The organism is Lysinibacillus sp. Y5S-8, from assembly GCF_036894365.1.
In the GTDB taxonomy this organism is placed as follows: Bacteria; Bacillota; Bacilli; order Bacillales_A; family Planococcaceae; genus Lysinibacillus; species Lysinibacillus fusiformis_D.
This window is the reverse complement of record NZ_CP145889.1, coordinates 811225-834804: the sequence shown is the minus strand read 5'-3', so window position 1 is coordinate 834804 and position 23580 is coordinate 811225. Positions and strand designations below refer to the sequence as shown.

At 36.9% G+C, this 23580-nt stretch carries 22 protein-coding genes; 3 read left to right on the top strand and 19 right to left on the bottom strand.

Features of this window, described 5'->3' with window-relative positions:
* Positions 1 to 95 precede the first annotated feature (95 nt).
* The 14 genes from V6670_RS03865 to V6670_RS03800 form a co-directional block, all read right to left on the bottom strand.
* Complete coding sequence (locus V6670_RS03865; RefSeq protein WP_338652717.1) at positions 96 to 620, bottom strand: hypothetical protein; 525 nt, start codon at positions 618 to 620, stop codon at positions 96 to 98.
* Positions 599 to 2680: a catalase gene (locus V6670_RS03860; RefSeq protein ID WP_186436191.1), complete on the bottom strand. Its 2082-nt coding sequence runs from the start codon at positions 2678 to 2680 to the stop codon at positions 599 to 601. The genes V6670_RS03865 and V6670_RS03860 overlap by 22 nt, the downstream gene beginning before the upstream one ends.
* A 127-nt stretch (positions 2681 to 2807) precedes the next feature.
* Positions 2808 to 3383: an RloB family protein gene (locus tag V6670_RS03855; protein WP_338652716.1), complete on the bottom strand. Its 576-nt coding sequence runs from the start codon at positions 3381 to 3383 to the stop codon at positions 2808 to 2810.
* A complete protein-coding gene (locus V6670_RS03850; RefSeq protein ID WP_338652715.1) occupies positions 3380 to 4657 on the bottom strand; it encodes an ATP-binding protein in 1278 nt (425 codons plus the stop codon). The genes V6670_RS03855 and V6670_RS03850 overlap by 4 nt, the downstream gene beginning before the upstream one ends.
* A 105-nt stretch (positions 4658 to 4762) precedes the next feature.
* Entirely contained in the window at positions 4763 to 5704 is a 942-nt protein-coding gene (locus tag V6670_RS03845) for an NAD-dependent epimerase/dehydratase family protein (RefSeq protein WP_036126473.1), read from the bottom strand.
* Between the two features lie 186 nt (positions 5705 to 5890).
* The gene (locus V6670_RS03840; protein ID WP_141904812.1) at positions 5891 to 6418 is read right to left on the bottom strand and encodes a YceI family protein; all 528 of its coding nucleotides are present in this window, start codon (positions 6416 to 6418) and stop codon (positions 5891 to 5893) included.
* Between the two features lie 429 nt (positions 6419 to 6847).
* Entirely contained in the window at positions 6848 to 7630 is a 783-nt protein-coding gene (srtB, locus tag V6670_RS03835) for a class B sortase (protein WP_141904811.1), read from the bottom strand.
* Between the two features lie 12 nt (positions 7631 to 7642).
* On the bottom strand, positions 7643 to 8413 hold the full coding sequence (locus tag V6670_RS03830) for an ABC transporter ATP-binding protein (protein WP_338652713.1): 771 nt from the start codon (positions 8411 to 8413) through the stop codon (positions 7643 to 7645).
* A gap of 6 nt (positions 8414 to 8419) precedes the next feature.
* A complete protein-coding gene (locus V6670_RS03825; protein WP_338652711.1) occupies positions 8420 to 9385 on the bottom strand; it encodes an iron ABC transporter permease in 966 nt (321 codons plus the stop codon).
* A 94-nt stretch (positions 9386 to 9479) separates the two neighbouring features.
* Entirely contained in the window at positions 9480 to 10388 is a 909-nt protein-coding gene (gene isdE, locus V6670_RS03820) for a heme ABC transporter substrate-binding protein IsdE (protein WP_141904809.1), read from the bottom strand.
* Between the two features lie 15 nt (positions 10389 to 10403).
* Positions 10404 to 11690, bottom strand: coding sequence for an NEAT domain-containing protein (locus tag V6670_RS03815; protein ID WP_338652709.1), 1287 nt, complete (start codon positions 11688 to 11690; stop codon positions 10404 to 10406).
* An 82-nt stretch (positions 11691 to 11772) separates the two neighbouring features.
* Complete coding sequence (locus V6670_RS03810; protein WP_338652708.1) at positions 11773 to 13197, bottom strand: NEAT domain-containing protein; 1425 nt, start codon at positions 13195 to 13197, stop codon at positions 11773 to 11775.
* Entirely contained in the window at positions 13198 to 13809 is a 612-nt protein-coding gene (isdC, locus tag V6670_RS03805) for a heme uptake protein IsdC (protein ID WP_338652707.1), read from the bottom strand.
* Positions 13810 to 14284: 475 nt separating this feature from the next.
* The gene (locus V6670_RS03800; protein WP_338652706.1) at positions 14285 to 14857 is read right to left on the bottom strand and encodes a manganese efflux pump; all 573 of its coding nucleotides are present in this window, start codon (positions 14855 to 14857) and stop codon (positions 14285 to 14287) included.
* A gap of 226 nt (positions 14858 to 15083) precedes the next feature.
* On the opposite strand from V6670_RS03800, the gene V6670_RS03795 reads away from it, so the two are divergent.
* The 3 genes from V6670_RS03795 (at position 15084) to ugpC (ending at position 18469) form a co-directional block, all read left to right on the top strand.
* Positions 15084 to 15959: a glycine betaine ABC transporter substrate-binding protein gene (locus tag V6670_RS03795; protein ID WP_338652704.1), complete on the top strand. Its 876-nt coding sequence runs from the start codon at positions 15084 to 15086 to the stop codon at positions 15957 to 15959.
* A 424-nt stretch (positions 15960 to 16383) separates the two neighbouring features.
* Entirely contained in the window at positions 16384 to 17289 is a 906-nt protein-coding gene (locus V6670_RS03790; protein ID WP_141904804.1) for a helix-turn-helix domain-containing protein, read from the top strand.
* Between the two features lie 82 nt (positions 17290 to 17371).
* Positions 17372 to 18469, top strand: a complete 1098-nt coding sequence (gene ugpC, locus V6670_RS03785) for a sn-glycerol-3-phosphate ABC transporter ATP-binding protein UgpC (protein ID WP_141904803.1) — start codon at positions 17372 to 17374, stop codon at positions 18467 to 18469.
* Positions 18470 to 18956: 487 nt separating this feature from the next.
* Here the strand turns inward: ugpC and V6670_RS03780 are convergent, their stop codons facing one another.
* From V6670_RS03780 to V6670_RS03760, 5 genes are all read right to left on the bottom strand, one after another.
* The gene (locus V6670_RS03780; protein WP_338652701.1) at positions 18957 to 19877 is read right to left on the bottom strand and encodes an ROK family protein; all 921 of its coding nucleotides are present in this window, start codon (positions 19875 to 19877) and stop codon (positions 18957 to 18959) included.
* A 54-nt stretch (positions 19878 to 19931) separates the two neighbouring features.
* Positions 19932 to 20948 carry an SIS domain-containing protein gene (locus V6670_RS03775; protein ID WP_338652699.1) on the bottom strand — a complete coding sequence of 339 codons (1017 nt, stop codon included), beginning with the start codon at positions 20946 to 20948 and terminating at the stop codon, positions 19932 to 19934.
* 10 nt (positions 20949 to 20958) lie between these two features.
* Positions 20959 to 21897, bottom strand: coding sequence for a 1-phosphofructokinase (gene pfkB / locus V6670_RS03770; protein WP_338652697.1), 939 nt, complete (start codon positions 21895 to 21897; stop codon positions 20959 to 20961).
* Positions 21894 to 22736, bottom strand: a complete 843-nt coding sequence (locus tag V6670_RS03765) for a ketose-bisphosphate aldolase (protein WP_141904801.1) — start codon at positions 22734 to 22736, stop codon at positions 21894 to 21896. The genes pfkB and V6670_RS03765 overlap by 4 nt, the downstream gene beginning before the upstream one ends.
* 69 nt (positions 22737 to 22805) lie before the next feature.
* Positions 22806 to 23537: a GntR family transcriptional regulator gene (locus tag V6670_RS03760; protein ID WP_058844171.1), complete on the bottom strand. Its 732-nt coding sequence runs from the start codon at positions 23535 to 23537 to the stop codon at positions 22806 to 22808.
* Between the last annotated feature and the right edge of the window lie 43 nt (positions 23538 to 23580).

Here is a 23580-nt window from a genome sequence, read left to right as displayed (position 1 = left end):
CAAAATTTGAATGCAATGACAGACAGAGGAAAAGCCTCTCATTCAATGAAAGGCCTTTTGACATGCACAATATTTACTTACCTTTTGCGAGTATTTCACTTCTCGTTCCGAGAGTATTCACTTCTCGTTCCGTGAGTTTTCACTTCGTTCCGCGAGTATTTCTCTTCGTTCCGCGAGTATTTCTCTTCGTTCCGCGAGTATTTCTCTTCGTTCCGCGAGTATTTCTCTCCGTTCCGCGAGTATTTCTCTCCGTTCCGCGAGTATTTCTCTCCGTTCCGCGAGTATTTCTCTCCGTTCCGCGAGTATTTCTCTCCGTTCCGCGAGTATTTCTCTCCGTTCCGCGAGTATTTCTCTCCGTTCCGCGAGTATTTCTCTCCGTTCCGCGAGTATTTCTCTCCGTTCCGCGAGTATTTCTCTCCGTTCCGCGAGTATTTCTCTCCGTTCCGCGAGTATTTCTCTCCGTTCCGCGAGTATTTCTCTCCGTTCCGCGAGTATTTCTCTCCGTTCCGCGAGTATTTCTCTCCGTTCTGCGAGTATTTCTCTCCGTTCCGCGAGTATTTCTCTTCGTTCCGCGAGTATTCGCTACTCACCGATCTATTTAATAGATATTTCGTTGCCAAAATCGTTGCTGGGCAATGGCTGCTACGAACTTTTTAGCGAAATCCTTGTTACCTGTAGCTAACACAATGCCAGGGCCTACGTTTGCATTAGACATATTGAAGAAGGTTGTGCCAGTAGCAGCAAATCCTATTGGCTTAAAGTGACGGTAAGCTTCATTGATATAATTGACGATATAAGTATTGAATTTCGCTTGATTGCTTGCCTTTACCCCAACAACATATAACGAATCAAATAATACTGCATCAGTTGTGATAAATGTGTCAGTAGCCGTTAATTGAACCCCATTATTTCCTGTCACGACGCCTAATCGATCGGAGATAATGCTGTAGCGTACACCTTGCCTTGTTAAATATTTCAATACTTCACCGACCTCATTTGCATCAAAGCCATCGCCAATTAAGACTCCTACTTTAAGTGTATAAGGCAATTTAATGGTATTGGCTTGACTAAGTGCTGGTGAGGAGGCTGTGACCTTGGACTGCTCTCCTGTAGGGCGATTAACACCAACATTGTCTGCCACTGTTGTAGCCATTACTTTATCTACATGGACAAACATATCCACAACTTGCTGACGAACTGATTTACTCTTCACTTTTCCTACCTCGAAGCTAAATGCCTCTATAATATGTTGTTTTTCAGGTGGGGACATACTGTTCCAAAAGAGTCGTGCTTGTGAAAAATGATCATCAAAGGATTTACTGCGCGCTCTTGTGATGCGTCCCTCAACCTTTTCCTCATAATGAACATATCCCCCTTCCCTTGCAGTAGAAGTGGCGGGTGTATTATTAGCCAGCGAATTTTTATGATAACTCACTCTTCCTAAATTAATGGTCTGTCGACTAAAGCCATTCCGCTGATTGTTATGCACTGGGCAAACCGGTCGATTGATGGGAATTTCTGCAAAGTTTGGTCCACCTAGACGGATTAGCTGTGTGTCTAAGTATGAAAATAATCGTCCCTGTAACAGAGGATCATTCGTAAAGTCTATGCCTGGTACAACACTACCTGGGTGGAAGGCAACTTGCTCTGTTTCAGCAAAAACATTATCCACATTACGATTTAAGGTCATTTTGCCAATCTTCTTCACTGGCACTATTTCCTCTGGCCAAAGCTTTGTCGCATCTAAAATATCAAAATCAAATTTAAATTCATCTTCAGGTTCAAGAATTTGGACAGCTAATTCAAACTCTGGATAATCGCCAATTTCGATGGCTTCCCATAAATCCCGTCGCTGAAAATCGGGGTCCTTCCCAGCAATTATCTGGGCTTCATCCCAAACGAGAGAATGTACACCGAGTACAGGCTTCCAATGGAATTTGACAAATCTCGATCTTCCCTTGTCATTGACGAAGCGGAATGTATGCACGCCAAAACCTTCCATCATACGAAAACTTCGTGGAATGGCGCGGTCAGACATAACCCACATCACCATATGCGCAATTTCCTGATTATTGGCTACAAAATCCCAAAAAGTATCGTGTGCAGAGGCTGCTTGTGGCATATCATTATGTGGCTCAGGCTTTACGGCATGAATTAAATCAGGAAACTTAATGGCATCCTGAATAAAAAAGACAGGAATATTATTACCGACTAAATCATAATTTCCTTCATCCGTATAAAATTTCGTTGCAAATCCGCGTACATCACGAGCTGTGTCCATCGATCCTAAGCTCCCTACCACTGTCGAAAACCTGACAAACACAGGTGTTTTCTTTTTTGGATCTTGCAAAAATTTTGCCTTCGTATACTCTGCCATTGATTCATACAATTCAAACTCGCCATGTGCTGCAAAACCTCTGGCATGTACGACGCGCTCTGGAATACGTTCATGATCAAAATGGGTAATTTTTTCTCTAAGATGAAAATCCTCCATAATTGTTGGCCCACGAACGCCTGCCTTAAGCGAATCCTCATCATTGGACACCCTTAGCCCCTGATTGGTTGTCATTCTCGTGCCTTCATTCTCAACACGGAATGGCTCTAGTTGCTGATCCTTGGCATTCTCCTCTAGATTTTTGCGTTGATTCGACTTTGAGTTATCCACACAATCCCCTTTCATCTATTTACTACTTTCGCTCCATATACACTATATGTTTTTGAAAAATAAACATGCTTTCATTTCGACAATGCATTGTGTAAAAATAAAAAAGCAGGTCTCTATTTGAAAATAGAAAACCTACTCATGCTTAAAATATGTATCGTATCATTTCATGTATGTTACAGTAAGGGTTGTCGCGGCTCTCCGTCTTTCGAAGAGCCATCATGTCTGTACAATTTTTAATCGCTACCTCATGTCGTAATGCGATGGGGGCAATAATGGATTCATCTGCCTTGTGACGGAAATAACGACTTACGCCAAGATGCTGTTCCATCTTGTCATTCAAGACAGCACGAGGATACTTTTCTGAACTGTCGACTTCCTCAAAATGCAGGAGTAGCCACAATTCAAATGCTTCATTTGTATAGGCAATGCGAATATTTTTTTCCTCGCAAAATTGATTGACTTCCTCTAATTGCTTTTCGGTTAAGTCATCCTTATCAAAAACAATCCAAACCTCATCAAAATATTGATAGCTGGAATCTCGATAAGCATGTTGAGCAAGCTTAATAGCTGAACGTTTAACGTTTTTTATTTTGACACTTACCATTTTAGAGCGCTTTAATATACGCATTTGTTCAAAATAAATACGTTCTGTCTCACCTTCACAATAAATTAAAATCGTTTTACGCAGTGTTCGGGTCCCTTGTTGACGTACTCTCAAGGCTCAGATACCTCCGCTTCTTCTAAATATTGTTCAGATAAATACTCATTGATAACAGGCATTGCACCAAACTCACCTTTTATATAGCGTTTCGCATAAGAAAGATCTCCACGCTTCTTTTGTAAATCTGCAAAATCAAATAAAGAGTAAAGTTCTGATTCATTTTTAAAGCTTTTATTAACAAACCAAATTTGATCTGAACGCAATGGCTGATCTAGCAATTCTATTTCATGACTTGTCACGATAAATTGATTATTTCGATTGCGTTTGCTGTTCATAATGGCCATTAAAAACTCACAAATCGACACATGGAATGCCGTATCGAATTCGTCTATAAAAATCGTTTTTCCTTTATTATAAGCATCCACCATCACACATGCTAAATGTAGCATTCGTACTGTGCCTTTCGAATCCATTGTCCAATTAATCGTTTCCGTTCCTATCGGTGCACCTGCTTCATCAAATGATAAGTAATGTAGGTCAATATCTACTTCTTGAATCACCTCAGACGATTCATACTCATAACCAATTGTATTTTTCTCTCGACGTTCCACACGTCTGGCTGTGACATCTTGAATGGATAGGTCTGCAATTTTAAGGAGTTTGATCACTTCTTTTTTAAAGGGCTTCTCTTCAAGTTTACGAATTAGAGGATGACTTGATAACCGATTTGCTTCATCAAGAAATAGAATTTTATGTAAAAACCAATCGAATATCTTTAAAGCATCTGAATCATTAAAAACATGCAAGACAGACAAAAAGGCTGTATTGTTACGTGTATATTTTGTCAGCTCCTGTGCACTCGTTTGAGCTGTTTCATATGAATATTGTGTACCATCCCATTGTCTGACAAACAGCTCTTCTTTTTGCGACTTGTTCGTCTTCACAAGACGCTCATAGAGAACTTGAGAAGCATTGTACTGTATTTCATAATCATAAAGAGCACCATCTAAAAAAAGCGATATCATAAACTCTGTTGGTGTGCCCTGCTGTCTTCCTAACTTAAACGGTTGATAGGGTAAACGTAACTGTTTAACATTATTTAAATTTTCAAAATTAAAAAGCAAAGTACGTAATACTTTAATAGCCGTAAAAAGATTGGATTTCCCACTACCATTTGGTCCAAAAATAAATGCACTTTTCACAAGTCGAAGTGAATCGAATTGAATGGTATGAGTATCCTTCCATTTTCGCAGACGGCTGCCCGCTACCATTGAAAATAACGTATCATCTTTATAACTTAAACAATTTTTCACTCTAAAATCTACAAGCATCAATAAGCCTCCGTCCACAACCATTTCTTTAATGAATTATTATACTATAGACATAGAAAAAGACATATTACACGATGTAATATGCCTACATAATTTAAATGCCCTTTATCCACTATTTTGTTGTATTTCTGCTAGTTTTTCATTTTGTAATGCATGCAATGTACGTTCGATTCCTTCTGCAAAAGAAGTTTTTGGCCTCCAGCCAATGGCCTTGGCTAATTTGTCGTTATTTAAAAATGAATGTTCGATGTCTCCTTCTCGTGCAGGGGCATATTGAATTTCAAGTGGGTGATTTAAATGTTGCAGCAGTAAGATGACTTGGTGAATAGACCAAGCTTCATTTGTGGATACATTATACGTGCCTTGCAAACGGGCAGATACACCAGCGTAAATAGCATCTGCAATATCATCGACATAAATGAAATCTCGTGTTTGTTCACCGTCACCATAAATCGTAAAAGGTTTGCCGGCCATACTGCTTTTTAGCATACTTGGGATCACTGCTGCTTCGCCCTGCATTTGTTGCCTTGGACCAAAAACATTAGCAAATCTGTAGATGAGAATAGGTAAACGATAATCTTTATGCCATTTCTCACAGTAGGTTTCCCCAATGCTCTTATTGAGTCCATACATAGATATCGGTTCACAGACATCTGTTTCTTCTAATGGCGGATAATGACTATCTCCATACACTGATGCTGACGAAGCAAAAACAAAATGCTGTACATTATACTTAGAAGCTAAAAAAAGCATTTGGCTTAGCCCAACGATATTTGTCAAAATATCCTTTACTGGCTCCTGGATGGATTGTTGTACGCTCGTTTGTGCCGCACAATGGATGACTACATCAAAATGTATTTCTTTAAAAAGATGCTCACAAACCTCATCCTCTACATTTAAAAGATAGGATTTATGCTCAAAGTCAACATTCCGTAAATGACCCGTACTTAAATTATCAATAATATAAATTGTTGCACCTTCTTCGAAAAAACGCCTACCTACGGCACTGCCAATAAAACCATAGCCACCTGTCACTAATACATTCATCCTATCGCCCCCAAAAACAATATGATGATTTATATGCAGTAATTACTAAAAATATGCAAGAAACTTATTTGATGGTAATTTCTAACAGAATAGCATTACTAGAATGATTAACTAAAAAACGTCTATATTTTTCTATATAAAAAGCATGCTTGAAAATTACTTCAAGCATGCTCTAATCATCTATTTTTAAGCTGGGTTTATTTCTAATTCAACCGTTACTTTAATATCTTTTCCAACAAGAACCCCACCCGTTTCTAACGCGGCGTTCCAAGTTAGGCCAAAGTCTTCACGATTGATTGTTGTTTCAGCTTCGAAACCATATACTTCTTGTCCCCATGGATTTGTACCTTTTCCATTGAATTCTGTATCAAACGTTACGGACTTTGTCACGTCTTTAATTGTTAAATCACCAGTTACTGCATATTCATCTCCTGCTTTTTTAGCAATGTTTGTCGATTTAAATGTAATTGTTGGATATTTTTCAGCATCAAAGAAATCTTCTGCTTTTAAATGATTATCACGATCCTCACTACGTGTATTAATACTCGCTGGATCAATTGTAAAGCTAATGTTAGCAGTTGTTAAGTCTGCAAGGTCTGTCGCTTCAATATCAGCTGAATAGCTATCAAATACACCTTTAACTTTTGATACCATCATGTGTTTTACTTGAAAGTTTACTGCTGAGTGTCCTAAATCAATGTTCCATTTTGCCATTATAAATTCCTCCAAATAAGTTGATTTTATCTCGATTTCGAGATATATTTTAAAATATGAAGCAACTACAGTATTTATGTTACCCAAAACGAAATTGGATAAACATTTGTAGTTACTCGATTGGTTAAACACTGTGATTACGAAAAGCAATCAATTACTTTATGTAACTTACTATATATTAATAATCAAGTTACGTCAAGTAATTTTAAAAAATAAAAAAGGATATCCAAATTATCGGTACATCCTTTCAGACGGTAGAGATCATTCTGTCTATTGATATAGGCTTTTATGAAAGTTTAATCATGAGCATTTAAATATGAAGAGATAACAATGAATGAAGGCAAGCTCCAACTCGCTGTGAAAAATCAAGGTTGGAGCTATTTTTGCCAACAAGCTTAAAGGTTCACCCACCCTTTGCATTTCTTCCCCTCAACGCTTGACTAACTTGCCTTGCACAACAAAGCGATGGTCGTCACTTAAAACCGCATCCTTACAAGTAGATAACGTCAGAATTTTATCGTCTGGACTTAGATCGACATCCATCTGAATAGAAGATCGCTGTTGTATCTCCTCTAAAAAGTTTTGGTAAGCTTCATTGTTGGCAAAGTCGGTCTCAATATAATAGAAATCAATCGTCGTCTCATATGCAGCAAAAACCTCAATATCATAGCCCTCATATAAGGTATCAAGATATAGGATGGGATGCTCATCTGCATAGTCTTGCTTTAAGTAATTTTTTAAACTACCGAACATCGTCTCGTTCTTCATGGCATGACCATATAAAATCGTATTTTTGTTCATGTCTAGTATTTGATTTCGATAATCCATAAAAACACTGCCTGCACGACTCTCCTTATTTTTAAAGTTATGGTTTAAATAATAGTCATTATTGTCAGCTTGTAAAATGGGGTTATTCAGCTTTGTTCCATCTACTGAAATCCACCCAATAATTTGAGGATTAATCGCCAATAAATCAAGGAATTGTGGTCGTATAGTTAATGCTGATACATCATTTGTCGTTTCTGTCTCCTTGATTTGTTCTGCCGGCTGTTCTTCATTAGCTGCTAATGTGGATTGATAAATATCCTGTACTTCTTTTAATGATTTTGACGTTTCGTAGTACGTATATAGATACTTCGCAAGTGAAAAAACAGAAAATAAAAATATGCCTAAATATAGAAGTGTTAGCAACTTGGATACTTTCTTTTTCATCGGATTACCTTCTTATATTCCCATTGGCATCATATAATAGCCAAGCTGTTTATCTTCATTAAAGATTGCATCCACTCCATACACTTCTTTAATCATATCTTTCGTAATCACATCACGTGGCGTACCCTCTGCAAAAATTTGACCTTCCTTCATCAAAATAATATGGTCGCTATAACGAATGGCTTGATTAATATCATGCAGTACCATGATAATCGTTAAACCATGCTGCTCGTTTAATGTTTTCACCAGCTCTAGCAATTCTATTTGATAGTATATATCCAAATAGGTTGTAGGCTCATCTAAACATAATATTTCTGACTGTTGTGCTAATGCCATAGCAATCCACACTCGCTGCCGCTCTCCACCTGATAACGCCTCTAAACTTGTTGTACCTTTATGCTGTAAATTTGTACAGGCAAGTGCCCATTCAATGGCTTTTGAGTCCTCATCGTGATTCTTTTTTAGCATTGTTTGGTGTGGCAAACGACCAAACCCAACTAGTTTTTCAATCGTTAAATCTCTCGGTATGTCATTCTGTTGATACACAATGGCCAGTTTTTTAGCAAATTCTTTCGGCTTATAGTGCAGTAAATCTTTATTTTCTAACGAGACAGTCCCTGATTTAGGTGAATGAAGGCGAGAGATAACACTTAATAATGTAGATTTCCCACAGCCATTTGGGCCAATGATTGTCGTAATTTTTCCTTGGACAATCGTTGTTGAAACACCATTTAAATGGTTACGTGTATTATCATGCGATACAATGATGTCTTGTATATCCATGTTTCGTCACTCTTTTCGTAATAAGAATATTAAGAATGGGCCACCTATTATTGCCATAATGGTAGAGGCCGGAATTTCAATAGGTGCAACAATTGTCCGCCCAATCGTGTCTGCTACTAAAATTAATAAGCCACCAGCAAGTGCTGTAAAAGGAATAAGCACAAGATGATCATGTCCAACCAATCTGCGTGCAATATGAGGTACTAATAGCCCCACAAACGAAATAACTCCAGCCACAACTACTGAAACAGCTGCTAATAGAACCGCGACAGCGGCAATCAGTAAGCGTGCCCGTGCTACTTGAAACCCTAAACTTTTGACTGTTTTATCTTGTAATACAAGCAAATTACACCAACTATATAATGCAAATGCGCCAATTAATCCGATTGTCCCATAGGTCACAATCGTGGAGACATCTTTCCATGTACGCATCGTTAAATTAGAACCGATCACACTGGAAGCTGACGTATTTAAGGAACCACCTAAGCTAATAAGTGCCTCTGTTAATCCTGTAAACATGGCGTTAATGGCAATCCCCACTAAGATCAATTTAAGTGGACTCAAGCCGGATTTCCACGAAAGTGCAAATACGAGTGAACAAGCCAATGCACCACCCATAAATGCTAAGACAGGTGTCATAAAAAATAATGCGGGGAAAAAGGCAATGATAGAGAGCTGTACAAATGCTGCACCAGAAGATATCCCAATGACACCAGCATCAGCCAAAGGATTACGCATCACGGATTGTAAAAGCACCCCAGAAACTGAAAGTGCTGCACCTGCAAATAATGCCACAATGATACGTGGAAACCGTAAATCTCGAATAGCCTCCATTTGGCTATTCCCTTCCTCAAATAATGCCCCTATAAACTCGAAAAAGCCCATTTTTATACTACCTGTTGTAGCTGAATAAACGATTGTCACTAGTAATAAAACAGTTACAATTAAAAAACTGACGATTCTTTTTGTCATATTGGATTTCCTTTTTTATATTTATATTCTCTCAGGATAAGAAAAACGCTCTATGACGAGTAGTAATACATCATACGAGCGACAATTCTAGTTACTATTTACGATAGAAGATTTCCATCAGTTGTCCTAAAGCTTGAGGTACTTGTAAGGAGGCTGTCGTCCCAAATAATTCTTCCTCTAAATCATACACTTTACCGTTTTTCACTGCATCGAAATGTTTCCAAATATCATTTGTTTTAAATTCCTCATCAAACATTTTCACAACCTCATCAGGCATACCATGTGATAAGCGTAAAATAATATCAGGATTACTGCTATGTAAATGCTCCGTATTTGAAGATAAATACTCAGCATCTTGCCCTTCCATGACATTGATTCCTCCTGCTCGTTTAACAAGATCCCCTGCATAAGAGTTTTCAGTTGCGACTAAATAGCTTCCTGGAATACCAAGTAAAATTAAGACACGAGGACCTTCTTTATTCGCAGCAACACCTTGAACCGCTTCCATATTTTTCTGTAAATCCTGTACTAATTCCTCAGCTTGTGCTACACGATCATAGCGTTCACCAAGTGTTGTGATTTCCGTTAACATCGCATCAACACTTTGTAAATTTAAAAAGTCTACAGGAATATTCAACTGTTTAAACTTATCCTTTAAATCGTACTCTAAGGTCGATACCGATAATACTTCTGTCGGATTCAATGATTTCACAATTTCCATATCAGGCTCCATTGCATTACCAATGGTCGGCAAATCCTCAAAACGTTTGGCTAATTGCTTTTCCGTTTCCGGTACTGCGATTGCGTCAAGCTCCAACTTATCTAGAATATCTGCCACTACAACTGTTCCAGCAATGATTCGTTGCTCACTCTCTTCAGCTACTTGTTCACTTACTGCAACGGTTTTATCCTTTGTTGCTGGTTTGTCACTGCCACTACAACCAGCAAGAAGCAGTGATAGTAATGTCACTAACAGTGCCCCTATTTTCCAATCCTTTTTCATTGTGTCATCTCCTACTTATTTCTGCTCAGTACGATCTTTTTTGGCTTTTTTAATACGGCGAATGAGTAACCAACCTGATACAAGACAAATAGCGATAAGCAACATAATTTTTACAATGTTTAACGGCTCTATCTGCTGCTTTGCCGTAGAATGGTTCACTACCTTATCAGTGGCAACCTCTTCTTTTTTATTTTCCTCTGCTACCTCTTCCTCTGCTTCGTCTACTGATTCATCCAGTGTCCGATCAAATGCTAGTTTTTCTTCCTGTGGTACAACAAGCATTGATTGAGTAGTTGGTACTGTCGATGTAGCCGAGCTCGCTTCCTTCTTCACATGGTTTTGTTCCGATGGCGTTTGCACTTGCTTTTGCACTTTTCCTACTATTTTTGCTGTTTTATCACTGTCTTTGGGTTCGGAGGATACTTCTTCTGAAGGTTTATCTAAAATCTTCGCAACCTGTGCTGGATCAAATACTAATTGAACAAAATATTGATGATGATAAGAAATATCAGGAATATCGATCTTCACCCACAATCGTAATGGTTGTGTTAAATCTTCAACCTCAAATTCCACGATTCGTACATTATCTAAAAGTGAAAGTAGTCTAGGTTCAACTTGCTGTCCTTTATAATCTACCGTTAATCCTGTGATCCAAGCTGATTGTAAAATCGTCATTTGTGCGTAGTATCTACCATCTTTTTCGATTACCTTTGCCACTGGATTCACATAGCTATTCATAATAGAGTGTTCTTGTTTACCATCTACCATTAACTCATAATCTAATGACCATTCCTGGCCCATTGTTCCTTCTGAATTTATTCCCTCAGTCACTTCTTCACTACCTTCACCTTGTGGAATATTTGGTGACAGTGTCTGCACTTTGAGGCGAAGCTCTTGGGAAAACGAAGCATATTGTTCTTCTGTTGCAAGCTCTATATTGCCCTTTAGGACAATTGGTTGTTGTAAGGCTAAAACATCAAACTGAACTAAATTTTCTATTTTATCTAGTGTAAAAGAAAGCTCATTGCCTTGCTGCTCGATATGTATATCTCGTATAGGATTGAGTTCTTCAAGTTTCATTGTTAATTGATATTGCCCATCCTTAACTGCGAGCGTTGCTACTTGTTTGAAAATCCTTCCTTCAAAGCCTTCGATCGGAGAAAAACTTAGTTCAACTTGATAACTACCATCTGCAATAACAGATTCCTCAGCTTCTGCTTCTAGAAAAATGAATGGAGAAAAAAAGATTAATAAAATTGTACAAACAGCCACTATGCAAAGGTTATTTGTCTTTAGAATCATTGCATCATAGCCTCCCATTTCTTTAAAAGCACAGGAACTTCCTTCCCCATCAATATGAGAAAGGAAGTTGCAGTGAAGATCATTATTTGTTGATGTATTGCAATGAACCATTTAAAATTTTCGCCATATGTGAACGTTTTAATGGGCTATTTGCATCAATAACTGTTTTACCATCTGCAGTAGGTGAACCAGTCATCACCTTACCTGCATATAGAAGTGCGAATGCTTTTTTCGCTTCTTCATCTTTCACTTTTACCCCATCAGCATAGTAAGAAAGACTTGGGTCGCCAAAGTTCATTTCTTTACCTGCTACATGTGTTACTGTGCGGTAAATCATCACAGCTGCTTGTTGACGAGTTAATGTGTCATTTGGATTAAAGTTTGTTGCTTTTTTAACAATCCCAGCTTCTGCTAATGCATTTATAGCTTGAACAGCTTCTGCACTAAGCTTACCTGTATCTTTAAATCCTGCATCTTTTGTAGAAGAGACGTTCAATGCACGTGCCACCATTAAAGCAAATTGAGAACGTGTAATGTTATCGTTTGGATTGAAGTTGTCTTGTCCTTTAACAATTCCTAAGCTGTAAAGTGATAGAATGGCTTCTTTATTCGCATCTTTACTAATATCTTTAAATGGATTTACAACTGGCTTTACTGCACCTTCGACAGCAAAACTAAATTGTACTGTATGATTCGAGTCATACTTCACACCTTGTGCTGGTTCATTAACAACGATGTGTAATTGAGCATTCACAAGTTTCTTTAAATCTGCTACTTCAAATGAGTATGTGCGTGCATTTGTAGCATCATCTTGTTTCACTAAAGTTGCTTCTTTCCCCTCTACAGTGAAACCTTTTACATATTGACCTTGAGGGAATGTCATTGTCACAATATTTTTACCGTCTTTAGCAGAAACGCCTACTTTCGGTGCAATATATTGTTTCATCATAGATTCTTCTGTTGTACCATTTTTGTAAACAGTAACAGCTACTTCATCCACTTTTACTTCTTCTTTTACTTCTTTCACTGCTTTTAAATCAAAATCATACCATTTGTCCATATTTGCTGAAGGAACAACCACATGGATTTTTGCTGATTTCACTTCATCAACAACAACAGGGAAACTGTATGTAATTGTGCCATCACTATTTTTCACTTCTGTAGCATCTACAAATTTATCACCTTGCTTTGTTTGTAGACCTGCAATCATTGGTGCTGATTTAGCTGTAATCGTTAAATTCGCTTCAAATTTTCCGTCTTTTTCAACGATTGAACCTTGAGGTACTAGATGAGAGCTAATAGCAGGTTGTGCTTCTGTTGTACCAGGTTTGAAGATTTGGAAATTGATAACTGCTGCCGTTTTGTCAGCTTTTGTTGCTTCTGCCTTCACTTCTGTATTTGTAGTTACTACCTCTGCTGCCGATGCAAAAGATGGAACTGAAAGAGATGCCGCTAGCAATGAAGCTAGTACTATTTTAGTTGCGCGAGATTGACGTTTTTTAGCCATTTATTGACCCTCCGTTTTTGTTTGGTATTTTTTTTTATAAAGTAAAAATGCTGATCCCACTAAAGCAACAATTAATAGATAAGGTGTTGCGTCACCTGTCTGTGGGTTCGGCACTTGACTTTCTGTTGTAGATGCTTGTGGTGTCTTTGATTCATTTTGTGTTGCTTGTTGCGTTGTAGCAGCTGGGCTAGCAGTCGATACGGCATCAAATACAAGCGATACACTGTATTCATGGTGATAATTAATATCATCAATATCAATTTTCATAGCTGTTACTACTGGTTTTGATAAGTCATTAACTGTGAATTGTACAGTGCGAGTATCTGCTGCTTTATCCTCACTCACAACAGTTGCTCCACCAGGTGGTTGAAATTTTGTAATCCACGCACTGCTTTTTAAAGTAATTTGTACTGTAGCAGTACCATTTTTCACTGTTACATTCGCTGGTTTTACAAAATAATCGTTGGCAATGGATGCAGAGTTACTGTCAGGTTTATTGACCTGATATTTTATCGAATGTGTGCCATCAGCCAGTTGAGCAGATGCTTGTGTCAACCCTAAGTTAACGACAATAATACTAACAAGCATGATCAACATGAGCATTTTCTTCATGTATTGCACGCCTCCCTTGGTCATAGTAAAACATCATAATTGAAAAAATATCCTCATGAAAGCACTTTCACCTAAACGAAAATTATTCTCAATTACGATTCTACTCCCAAGAATAATCGTTGATACCAGTGTATGTCAACTGTAAAACCAAATTAGTCCTCAATATGTCAAATTTTCCTCCTAATAAAAAGAATATAACCAAAATTTGGTTATATTCTCAGACTGTAGACAAACTCAATGAAATAAAGTAAAGCCGTTCATTTCCACTATGAGCGGACGCTTTCCGCGGGCGGGGTCGAGCTGCTTCCCTTGCTTCGTTACTGTCGCTTCGCTTTCGTACAGAAAACATCCGCTCAGTCTAGGATCTCGACTTTCCCGCTTTTCCCGCTGGAGTCGCTACTCTTCGTTCCAATCAACTTCTACATAAAGTACTCCATCTACATATGGTGTGGAGGTTACCCATTGTTTTCATATGTTATTTAGCAAAAATCTCGAAAATGCCAATCATAATTAGCAGCCATCCTGAGATCGCAGTTGAATGCTTACCAATATACGTTTTTGATAGTAAAGAGCCACATTGACCCCCCACTCCCACTGTAATAAACGAAAACAAACCAATAGATATGACCGTCCAAAGGGCCGAAATGCCATTTGCCCCAATAGCAATGCCCCCTGCTAAACAGTTCGCTGATAAAACGAAGCCGAGTGCCATTGCCTCTCGCGTTGAAATCACTAAGTTTTTATCTTCATCAAATAACTCAGGGTTGCCAGCTATCTGTTGTTTAGAAAAATTATTGGACATTAAAGTCCAGAGCCCAATAATACACAACAGCAAGCTGCCTAATAAATTGGCAGTATGCGGTGAAATATACGCAACAACTGTGCTGCCTGCTGTTACTGCGATGTATGTGACAATCATTGACATGACAGCAATCACAGCATTGGATAAAATCGGAATTTTAACTTGTTTGACGCCATAAGCTAGGCCGATTCCCAAATTATCTAAATTCGCTGCAATTCCTATTAAAATAATGGTAATCCAATGCATACTAAGCCTCCTCAAATCACAGTTTCCATTTTCACCTATCATATGTGATCAATAGAAAGATTTTTGGGCAGCCCAATATAGACTGCACGGCTAATCCCATGATTCCCCTCATGATTTGTACAACATCCATTTGACAAAAGTAACAACTTGTCATTAAAATTAAGTTGTTACTTATTGATTTTTTAATTTTCACAAGAATATAAGAATTACTGGAGAGGGGAAATTTATGAGATATCTAAAATTACGGAAAATAGGTTTTTCTTTACTATGTCTACTTGTTTTAACAGCATGTGGTTCAGCAGATGCAGGATCTAAAAAGGAAGATCGAAAGACAATCAACCTAGCCTATGTTGAATGGGATACTGAAGTAGCTTCTACTCACGTAGTAGGACAAGTTTTAGAGGATTTAGGATACGAGGTAACATTAACGCCACTCGACAATGGCATTATGTGGGAGGCACTTGCAAACGGAGAGGTTGACGGTATGGTATCTGCTTGGTTACCGCAAACACATGCTCCGCAAGTAGAGAAATACAAAGATAAAATTGAGAATTTAGGTGAAAATCTAACTGGTGCTAAAATTGGCTTAGTTGTACCAAGCTATATGGATGTCGATTCAATCGAAGACTTAACCATCGAAGCCAATAAAACAATTACAGGTATTGAACCTGGGGCTAATATGATGGCTACGACAGAAAATGCCTATAAGGAATATAACAATCTAGAAGGCTGGAATGTACTTACTTCTTCTGCTGGTGCAATGACAGCTGCCCTTAGTCAAGCCATTACTAATAATGAAGAAATTATCATTACTGGGTGGTCACCACACTGGATATTTAATGCATACGATTTAAAATATTTAGATGACCCAAAAGGTTTATATGGGACAGAAGAATATATTGGCACATTTGCTCGTAATGGCTTGAAAGAAGATGATCCCGATGCCTATCGTGTCCTTGATCATTTCCATTGGACTTCTGAAGATATAGAAAGTGTGATGTTCGATATTATGGAAGGTATGAGTGCCACAGAAGCAGCAAAAAAATGGATTGAAAACAACCAAGACAAAGTAGCGGATTGGACAAAAGATGTAAAGGCATAACAACTACAAAAGATCCAATTACTCATCATTAGTAATTGGATTCAGACTGTAGACAAACTCAAAAAATTTGAGAGTTTGCCTACAGTCTTTTTTCTTTTACAATTAAATGAAGTAAAGCCACTAATTTCACATAAAGCACTCTATCTACATATATAAATGAAAAATAAATCCTTTGAGGTGATGCTCCATGAATCAAACCTATACTTATTAACTTTTTTATCCTAGCACTTATTATTACTAGTAATAGGAGAAAAATTTATATCACATATTTTTTGATTGTACATATTTGGAGTTTTATAAGCCTTTTGAAATGCTTACATTTAAACGTTGTTTTTTTCCAACTTATGTCTTTTACAAAATTGTATGACTTTCATTTAGCGCTTTTTATATTTTTTACTATATATCGAAAGAAGAGGAATATTTAATGAACTTAAATCTCAAAGCATTGTTTCCTTCATATCGTTATTATCGAACAAAGCCAACTCAGCTATCATATGACTCTTATATTTTCTACCATCACCAAATAAAAGAATGGTTTTCCATCTCGAAGCATGAGGTGTCACAGCGAGACTACCAATGGCTTACTGTTTTTTATACTGAAGCTACCTCTTCACTATTCCAGGCATCGGATACTTGGTATGAATTTATCTATTCAAATGGTGATATACCATCCAATTTATCCTTTAATAAAGCTCGAGTTATTCAAATTACTTTTATAAATGAAAACCCTCCTTTAGAGGCTTTAAAAGAAGCTCTTTATAATTTTTTTCAGGAAGATACGATATTAATTCAAGTTACTACAAATCAATTTTTACTCATTGAACCTAAGAGTCATTCAATGAATGAAAAAGAAGATTTTATTGCACTTATTCGTACAATTGAAGCAGATTTTTATGTCAGAATCCAGTTATATCTTGGAGAATTTTATGAAATAGATAAGGAATTTCCATATAAATTTCAAAGAGAAGCACAATGGTTCAAGGAATGTTTACATTTAAGATTTGCTGAACCTTATTATTCATTTCAAACGATATTCCCTATTTTACTAACACAACAATTGCCTACTTCTATTCTAAAATTTTTAGAAGAGCAAATTATTATACCTTTAAAGTCTGATAGAGAATTACTTGAAACTGTTAAAACTTTTTATGAATGTGGTTTAAATATTTCGTTGACATCCAAAAAATTGCACATGCATCGTAATACATTAACCTATCGTTTATCAAAATTCCAAGAAATTACAAATATTAACATAAAAAATTTAGATGGTGCAATACTTGTTTACTTTGCTAGTTATCTTTGGTCATTTTTACAAAATGCACAAAAATAGTTAACTGAACATTATGCATTTTAGACATTGGTTTTCTTCCTCACTTTATTTAAACTGTAAAAAAGAACAAAGGGGATTAAATATGGAGAAAATCATACTTAATAATATTTATAAAATATACGATGGCGGTGTAACGGCTGTATCTGATTTTAATCTAACTGTTCAGGATAGAGAGTTTATTGTACTTGTTGGTCCATCAGGTTGTGGGAAATCAACCACCTTACGTATGATAGCTGGCTTAGAGGAAATCTCGGAAGGCGATTTTTTTATTGATAACAAGAGAATGAACGATGTACCTTCAAAGGAACGTGATATTGCGATGGTTTTTCAAAACTATGCATTATACCCTCATATGACGGTATACGACAACATGGCATTTGGCTTAAAGCTTCGAAAATTTTCAAAACAACAAATTAAAGAACGTGTCCACAATGCAGCAGCCATTCTTGATTTAGAAAAGTATTTGGATCGCAAGCCTAAAGCTTTATCGGGTGGTCAGAGACAACGGGTTGCCCTTGGTCGAGCAATCGTCCGAGATGCACATATTTTCTTAATGGACGAGCCGTTGTCCAATTTAGACGCAAAACTACGCGTACAAATGCGTGCAGAAATTACCAAGCTTCATCAGCGTTTAAAAACAACGACAATTTATGTAACACATGATCAAACTGAAGCAATGACAATGGCCACGCGTCTTGTTGTTATGAAGGACGGTATTGTTCAACAAATTGGTACACCTGAAGAAGTATACGGCTTACCTGAAAATAAATTTGTTGGCGGTTTTATAGGCTCCCCATCCATGAACTTTTTTAAAGGGGTTTTCCATGAAGAAGGGATTCAGATCGGTCCTATTACATTAACTATTCCAGCAGAAAAATCAAAATTATTATTAGAACAAGGCTACTTACAAAAAGAGCTGATTCTTGGCATTCGTCCTGAGCATATTTATGAAAATTCTTCTGTCATTTCTGAGCCATTCTTTTCGTCCATTGAGGCAAATATTGAAGTATCAGAATTAACAGGTGCTGAGCTGATGTTACATGCCCAGTTAAATGGACAGCCTTATATTGCACGTGTTAACTCTGATACAAAAATTACACAAGGCCAAGTTGCACACCTACAATTTGATATGTCTCGGGCACATTTTTTTGACTTAGAAACAGAGAAACGCATTCGTTAGAAGCAAAAAGTACTGCAAATATTAATCCTCATAGAAAGGGATTCAGACAAAGAGTCTGTTTCCCGCTTTTTTTACCTCCCACTCATAGTCCATACTCGATAATTGATTGACTATAGATTCAATCAACTTCACTGATTCGATCCAATTTTAGAAGATAACCAGTCTTTCTGCATCCAACAATCGTATTTTACTTGATGGATGTTATTTTGCTATTACTTTATATAAAACAAAGCAAAATAACCAAAAAAGATAGCTAGATGGAAAAATACACTGTCATTTCGTCACTAAGCTATCTCAACTATTTTATATGAGGTTTTCAACTATTACCTCCGTCTTGTAGAAATGAAACATTTCATGTCAAAAATTTCTCAATAGAATATATAAGGAAGTTGGATTTTTTTTATCGATGTAAATCCCTATTTTCCTAACGGTACCGCTATTTTGAAGTAGAAATATATAATATTAAGTATAAAAACGATTGCTATTTTTATTTCATTGCTGCACCGTACAGTCCCGCCTCACCTTTACGAATACTACTGCCTATAATTTGCTCTTTCCCTTCAAAAGGTGTGTTTAACAAACGTTGATGAATCACCTGTTTAATCTGCTCTATGATTTTCGGATGGTGATTAAAAAAGCCGCCACCTAACACTATGCAATGTGGGTCAAGCATCAAAATCATTTGATGCAATTGTTTTTCCATGCAGTAGATTAATTGCTGCAAAAGCTTATCCATGATGAGGTCTCCCTTGTAATAGAGCTCCATCATATCTTTTAATCGAATTTCCGAATTCCCCAGTAACGCTCTTCCTAACTTTTCTATAGCAGGTCCTGACACACTTTCTTCTAATGTTTCTCCATCATTACCAACGATATTAAAACCTATTTCACCAGCTAATCCTGTTCCTCTTATAAATTCGCCATTTACAACTGTACAACAAGATAATCCAGTGCTTAATGTTACATATACCATCACTTCTTTACGGAACCCTCTAGCATTGTATTCTCCCCAGGTTGCCATGTTAACATCGTTATCCATCAATATTTGTGCATATGGAAAAAATTCAATTAAACGCTCAGAAATCGGAAAGTTACTCCACGGTATATTATTTTGATAAACTGCTAGACCTTTTTGAACATCCACAATACCAGGTACGCCAATACATACCTTAGAGATCTCATTAATAGAAACTTCTTGCTCTATACATAGCTTTTCAAAACTATTAATTAAACAATGGAATAAAGTTTCTCTATTTGTAACATCACTTGGTACTTCCTTTTTGATTAATAACTGTTGCTGTTGATTAAATAAAGCCGTTGCTAATTTTGTTCCGCCAACATCTGCTACTAAAATATAACGCATCTTTCCACCACCAGTTTTCGCCACATGATCTACTCGAATTCGCAATTCTCAGAAAGTAAAGGTTATATATATGTCTATTATTCATTGCATCTGCTTTTGTTATGAAAGATTTACGACTTGCGTTAAATTACGTGGCTTATCAGGATCACAACCTTTAAATATTGCATTTTGATAAGCCAATAGTTGGAAGTAAGGAACAGCTTCAACAAGTCGATTTAAATCGTCCACTTCTTCTGATAGCTTAAAAATTAAATCTGCTTCCAATTCTTCTGAAGCTATACCAATGACAACAACGAAACCTCCAAGCTTTTGAATATCTTTCACTAATGCGTGATCATATTCCTTCGTTTCATTTTGTGTAAATAAAATAACAACCGTTTCCTTATCGACAATAGAGATTGGGCCGTGACGGAATTCTAAATTGGAGTAACTTTCACATTCCGTTTGCGTCATTTCCTTTAGCTTTAATGTCGCTTCTTTAGCTAACCCATTATAAGCACCAGACCCTAAAAAGATAAAACGCTTTTTTGAGACATCTTCTGTCACCTGTGTTAATTGCTTTCCATTGCCTAATGCCGAATGAACAAGTGCAGGAATTTTCTCTAACTGTTTCATCATATCCGTTCGTCCACTAATTTTCGCTGCATATAATTGGAGAGCGTATAGCATATTAGAAAATGATTGAGTCATTACCACACTTTTTTCTGATATATCATTTAAAGCAATCAATTCATCAGTTAATTTAGCCATAGGTGTGTCCCCATTACATGTCACTGCCATAGTACGTATATTTTCCGCATCATTCAAATGTTCTAAAGACATAATGATTTCCGAAGTTGTCCCCGAACGTGAAATGCCAATGATAAGATACTTTTTATTTTTTAAAATATACGTTTCTGTGTGTAAAAATAACTCAGATGCTGGTACAGCAATTGCAAACTCTCCAGTTACAGCTTGATAATAACGTGCTGCTGCAATCGCTAAATAAAATGATGTTCCACATCCTGTGAAAAGAACGACATCTACAGCATTTTCATTAAATCTAATTGATTGAACAATGTCTTTTGTTTTTTCTAACTTTTGTCCTTGTGCCATAATCTCATTGTAAGTGTACATAAACAAATCCCTACTTCTCTTTAATTTTAGTTATTTGTATCTCGTCTAAGAGACTTTCAACAGTCACTCTTTGTACTTTTGCAATCTCTTTATTTTCTGCATTCGCTGAACCACATGCAACAGCCCATTTATATGCCTCTGTAGGGTCTGCACCCTGTGAGAGCTTATAAATAAGTCCACCTAAAAAGGCATCACCACTGCCAACTGTATTGACAACATTTATCCGTGGTGCATTCACTTTGTAAACCCCTAACGAATTAACGAATAAAGCACCTTGCTCGCCCAATGAAAAACACACATGTTCAATCCCTAATTCTTGTAATTTTATACCAGCTTGAACTAAGTCTTTCTGAGCTAGAACTGGCTTACCAATCAATTGAGTTATTTCATCCTCATTAGGTTTAATGATAGAGGGTATTGCCTTAATACCATGTTTCAATGCATCACCACTTGTATCAAGTGCAACTCGAATCCCTTTTTGCTTTAATCTATGAATAATCTCCGCATAGGCCGTTTTTGGGATACCTTTAGGTAGGCTTCCTGACAATACAAAATAGCTAGCATGTTCGGCTTGTGCCTCAACCCAATTTAACATTTTATTCCATTCACATTCATAAATGGTTGGTCCTGTCTCTAAAAGCTCTGTCATTTCCTTCTTTTGCTGATTAATAACAGTTAAACAAATTCGGTTTTCTTCCTGTATTTGTATGAACTCTGTTTGTAAATTTTCTTCCTGTAAAAGTTCCGTTATTCTACTACCATTTAATCCACCAACGAAACCGCCAATAATCACATCGCCCCCAAGAGCCACGATAACACGAGCTACATTAACACCTTTCCCTCCGCCTTGTTGTGACTTCTGCGATACACGATTGGTTTGACCAACCATTAAAGAACCTATCTCATATACTTGGTCAATGGCTGCATTTAAGGTTAATGTAGTAATCATTTTTGTAACATCTCAATCTTTTGCTCTACTAACTTAATTAAAGATTCACGTGCTGGAAGGAAATACTTTCTTGGATCATTTTCAGTTGGATTATCCTTAAAATAAGCTCTTAATTGCTCAGCAAATAAATCCTTCAGCTCAGTAGAAAAATTCACTTTTGCAATGCCGTAATTCAAAGATTTACGCACATCCTCTTCTGGCACTCCGGATGCTCCGTGCATGACTAAGGGCACATTTGTAGAACAATGAATTTCTTGTAATAGATCAAATTGTAATTTTGGCTTTTGTTTATACTTACCATGCGCTGTACCAAAAGCTGGAGCAAATGACTGGATTCCTGTAACCTTCACAAAATGTTCAGCTTGCTTGGGTTCAGTAAAAAATGCATTATCCTCATGGACACTTAAACGATCTTCGACACCACCAATTGTCCCAAGCTCTGCTTCAACAGGCACATTTAACGCATTTGCAGCTTCTACTACTTTTTTTACTAATAAGATATTTTCCTCAAAAGGTAAGGAGGAACCATCAATCATCACAGAGGTATAGCCTGCCCGTAAACATTCCATAACAATCTTATAAGATTCACCATGATCCAGATGTAATGCCACCGGTACTTTTGCCTGTTCAGCTGCTGTTTTTACAAGTGCAATCATATAAGGCATCTCAACATATTTATAAGTGCTTGAAGTTGTTTGCAAAATGACAGGTGCACCTACTTTTTCTGCACCAGCAATTACTGCTTTTATAATTTCCAAATTATGTGCTCCAAAAGCACCGATTGCATAATTATTTTTATAAGCATCTTCTAACATAACTTTAGTTGTCACTAATGGCATAATAGAATTCCTCCCTCAATGGGTTGTTGGTATAATCTATAACGTAAAAAAATAGAGGGAACTACTCAATTAGTTTAATTCTGTATAAAATCGGCAACGATCCCCTCTTACAATCGAAATACAGAATTCAACTGGTTTTCCTGAAGTATCAAACGCAGTTCGTTCTAGTAATAAAGCTGGTTTTCCAGCATCTGTTTTCAATAAAGGCGCTTCATCTTTATTAATAAGGACTGGTTCAAAAGCTTCTCTCGCCCTTACAACAATAATGTTAAACCGTTGTTCTAATAAGCTGTATAAAGAGGAAGTAGTTACTTCTTTTAATATTTCACTATCCTTAATAATACTTAAAGGTAAAAATGATGATTCCAAAATAATAGGCTCATTATCTGCAAATCGTAAACGCTTCATTTCTACTACTTGCTCATTTTCCTCTAATGCTAAATTGGACCTAACCTTTGTTGAGGGATAAACCTTCTGTATTTCTAGCACTTCATCTCTTGGATTTAAACCTTTTTCTTGAATCATGCGACTAAAACTATAAAATCCTCCAAGCGATTGTTCAAGTCTAGGTTTCGAAACGAAGGTCCCTTTCCCTTGTATACGATATAATTTCTCTTCCTTTACTAATTCCTCAATTGCCTTTTTTACTGTATTTCGACTAACTCGAAACATTTCCATTAATTGATTTTCCGAATCTATTTTATCTCCTGGCTTCCATTCACCTGATTGAATTTTTGCAAATAATATTTGTTTCAATTGGTGATACAATGGGATTACACTGGATTGATCTAACAAATGCATCTTTTTTCCTTCCTTCTCTAGGTTTTGTAATCAATATACCATC

What these genes read in the sequence shown, in the direction of transcription:
- V6670_RS03840 (WP_141904812.1), bottom strand. Translation starts at nt 6,418, where the DNA reads ATGGCAAAATGGAACATTGATTTAGGACACTCAGCAGTAAACTTTCAA.
- V6670_RS03830 (WP_338652713.1), bottom strand. Translation starts at nt 8,413, where the DNA reads ATGGATATACAAGACATCATTGTATCGCATGATAATACACGTAACCAT.
- V6670_RS03795 (WP_338652704.1), top strand. Translation starts at nt 15,084, where the DNA reads ATGAGATATCTAAAATTACGGAAAATAGGTTTTTCTTTACTATGTCTA.
- pfkB (WP_338652697.1), bottom strand. Translation starts at nt 21,897, where the DNA reads ATGATTACTACATTAACCTTAAATGCAGCCATTGACCAAGTATATGAG.
- V6670_RS03815 (WP_338652709.1), bottom strand. Translation starts at nt 11,690, where the DNA reads ATGATTCTAAAGACAAATAACCTTTGCATAGTGGCTGTTTGTACAATT.
- V6670_RS03810 (WP_338652708.1), bottom strand. Translation starts at nt 13,197, where the DNA reads ATGGCTAAAAAACGTCAATCTCGCGCAACTAAAATAGTACTAGCTTCA.
- V6670_RS03765 (WP_141904801.1), bottom strand. Translation starts at nt 22,736, where the DNA reads ATGCCATTAGTGACAACTAAAGTTATGTTAGAAGATGCTTATAAAAAT.
- V6670_RS03860 (WP_186436191.1), bottom strand. Translation starts at nt 2,680, where the DNA reads ATGAAAGGGGATTGTGTGGATAACTCAAAGTCGAATCAACGCAAAAAT.
- V6670_RS03790 (WP_141904804.1), top strand. Translation starts at nt 16,384, where the DNA reads ATGAACTTAAATCTCAAAGCATTGTTTCCTTCATATCGTTATTATCGA.
- V6670_RS03800 (WP_338652706.1), bottom strand. Translation starts at nt 14,857, where the DNA reads ATGCATTGGATTACCATTATTTTAATAGGAATTGCAGCGAATTTAGAT.
- V6670_RS03760 (WP_058844171.1), bottom strand. Translation starts at nt 23,537, where the DNA reads ATGCATTTGTTAGATCAATCCAGTGTAATCCCATTGTATCACCAATTG.
- V6670_RS03825 (WP_338652711.1), bottom strand. Translation starts at nt 9,385, where the DNA reads ATGACAAAAAGAATCGTCAGTTTTTTAATTGTAACTGTTTTATTACTA.
- V6670_RS03775 (WP_338652699.1), bottom strand. Translation starts at nt 20,948, where the DNA reads ATGTACACTTACAATGAGATTATGGCACAAGGACAAAAGTTAGAAAAA.
- isdE (WP_141904809.1), bottom strand. Translation starts at nt 10,388, where the DNA reads ATGAAAAAGGATTGGAAAATAGGGGCACTGTTAGTGACATTACTATCA.
- V6670_RS03845 (WP_036126473.1), bottom strand. Translation starts at nt 5,704, where the DNA reads ATGAATGTATTAGTGACAGGTGGCTATGGTTTTATTGGCAGTGCCGTA.
- isdC (WP_338652707.1), bottom strand. Translation starts at nt 13,809, where the DNA reads ATGAAGAAAATGCTCATGTTGATCATGCTTGTTAGTATTATTGTCGTT.
- srtB (WP_141904811.1), bottom strand. Translation starts at nt 7,630, where the DNA reads ATGAAAAAGAAAGTATCCAAGTTGCTAACACTTCTATATTTAGGCATA.
- V6670_RS03850 (WP_338652715.1), bottom strand. Translation starts at nt 4,657, where the DNA reads ATGCTTGTAGATTTTAGAGTGAAAAATTGTTTAAGTTATAAAGATGAT.
- ugpC (WP_141904803.1), top strand. Translation starts at nt 17,372, where the DNA reads ATGGAGAAAATCATACTTAATAATATTTATAAAATATACGATGGCGGT.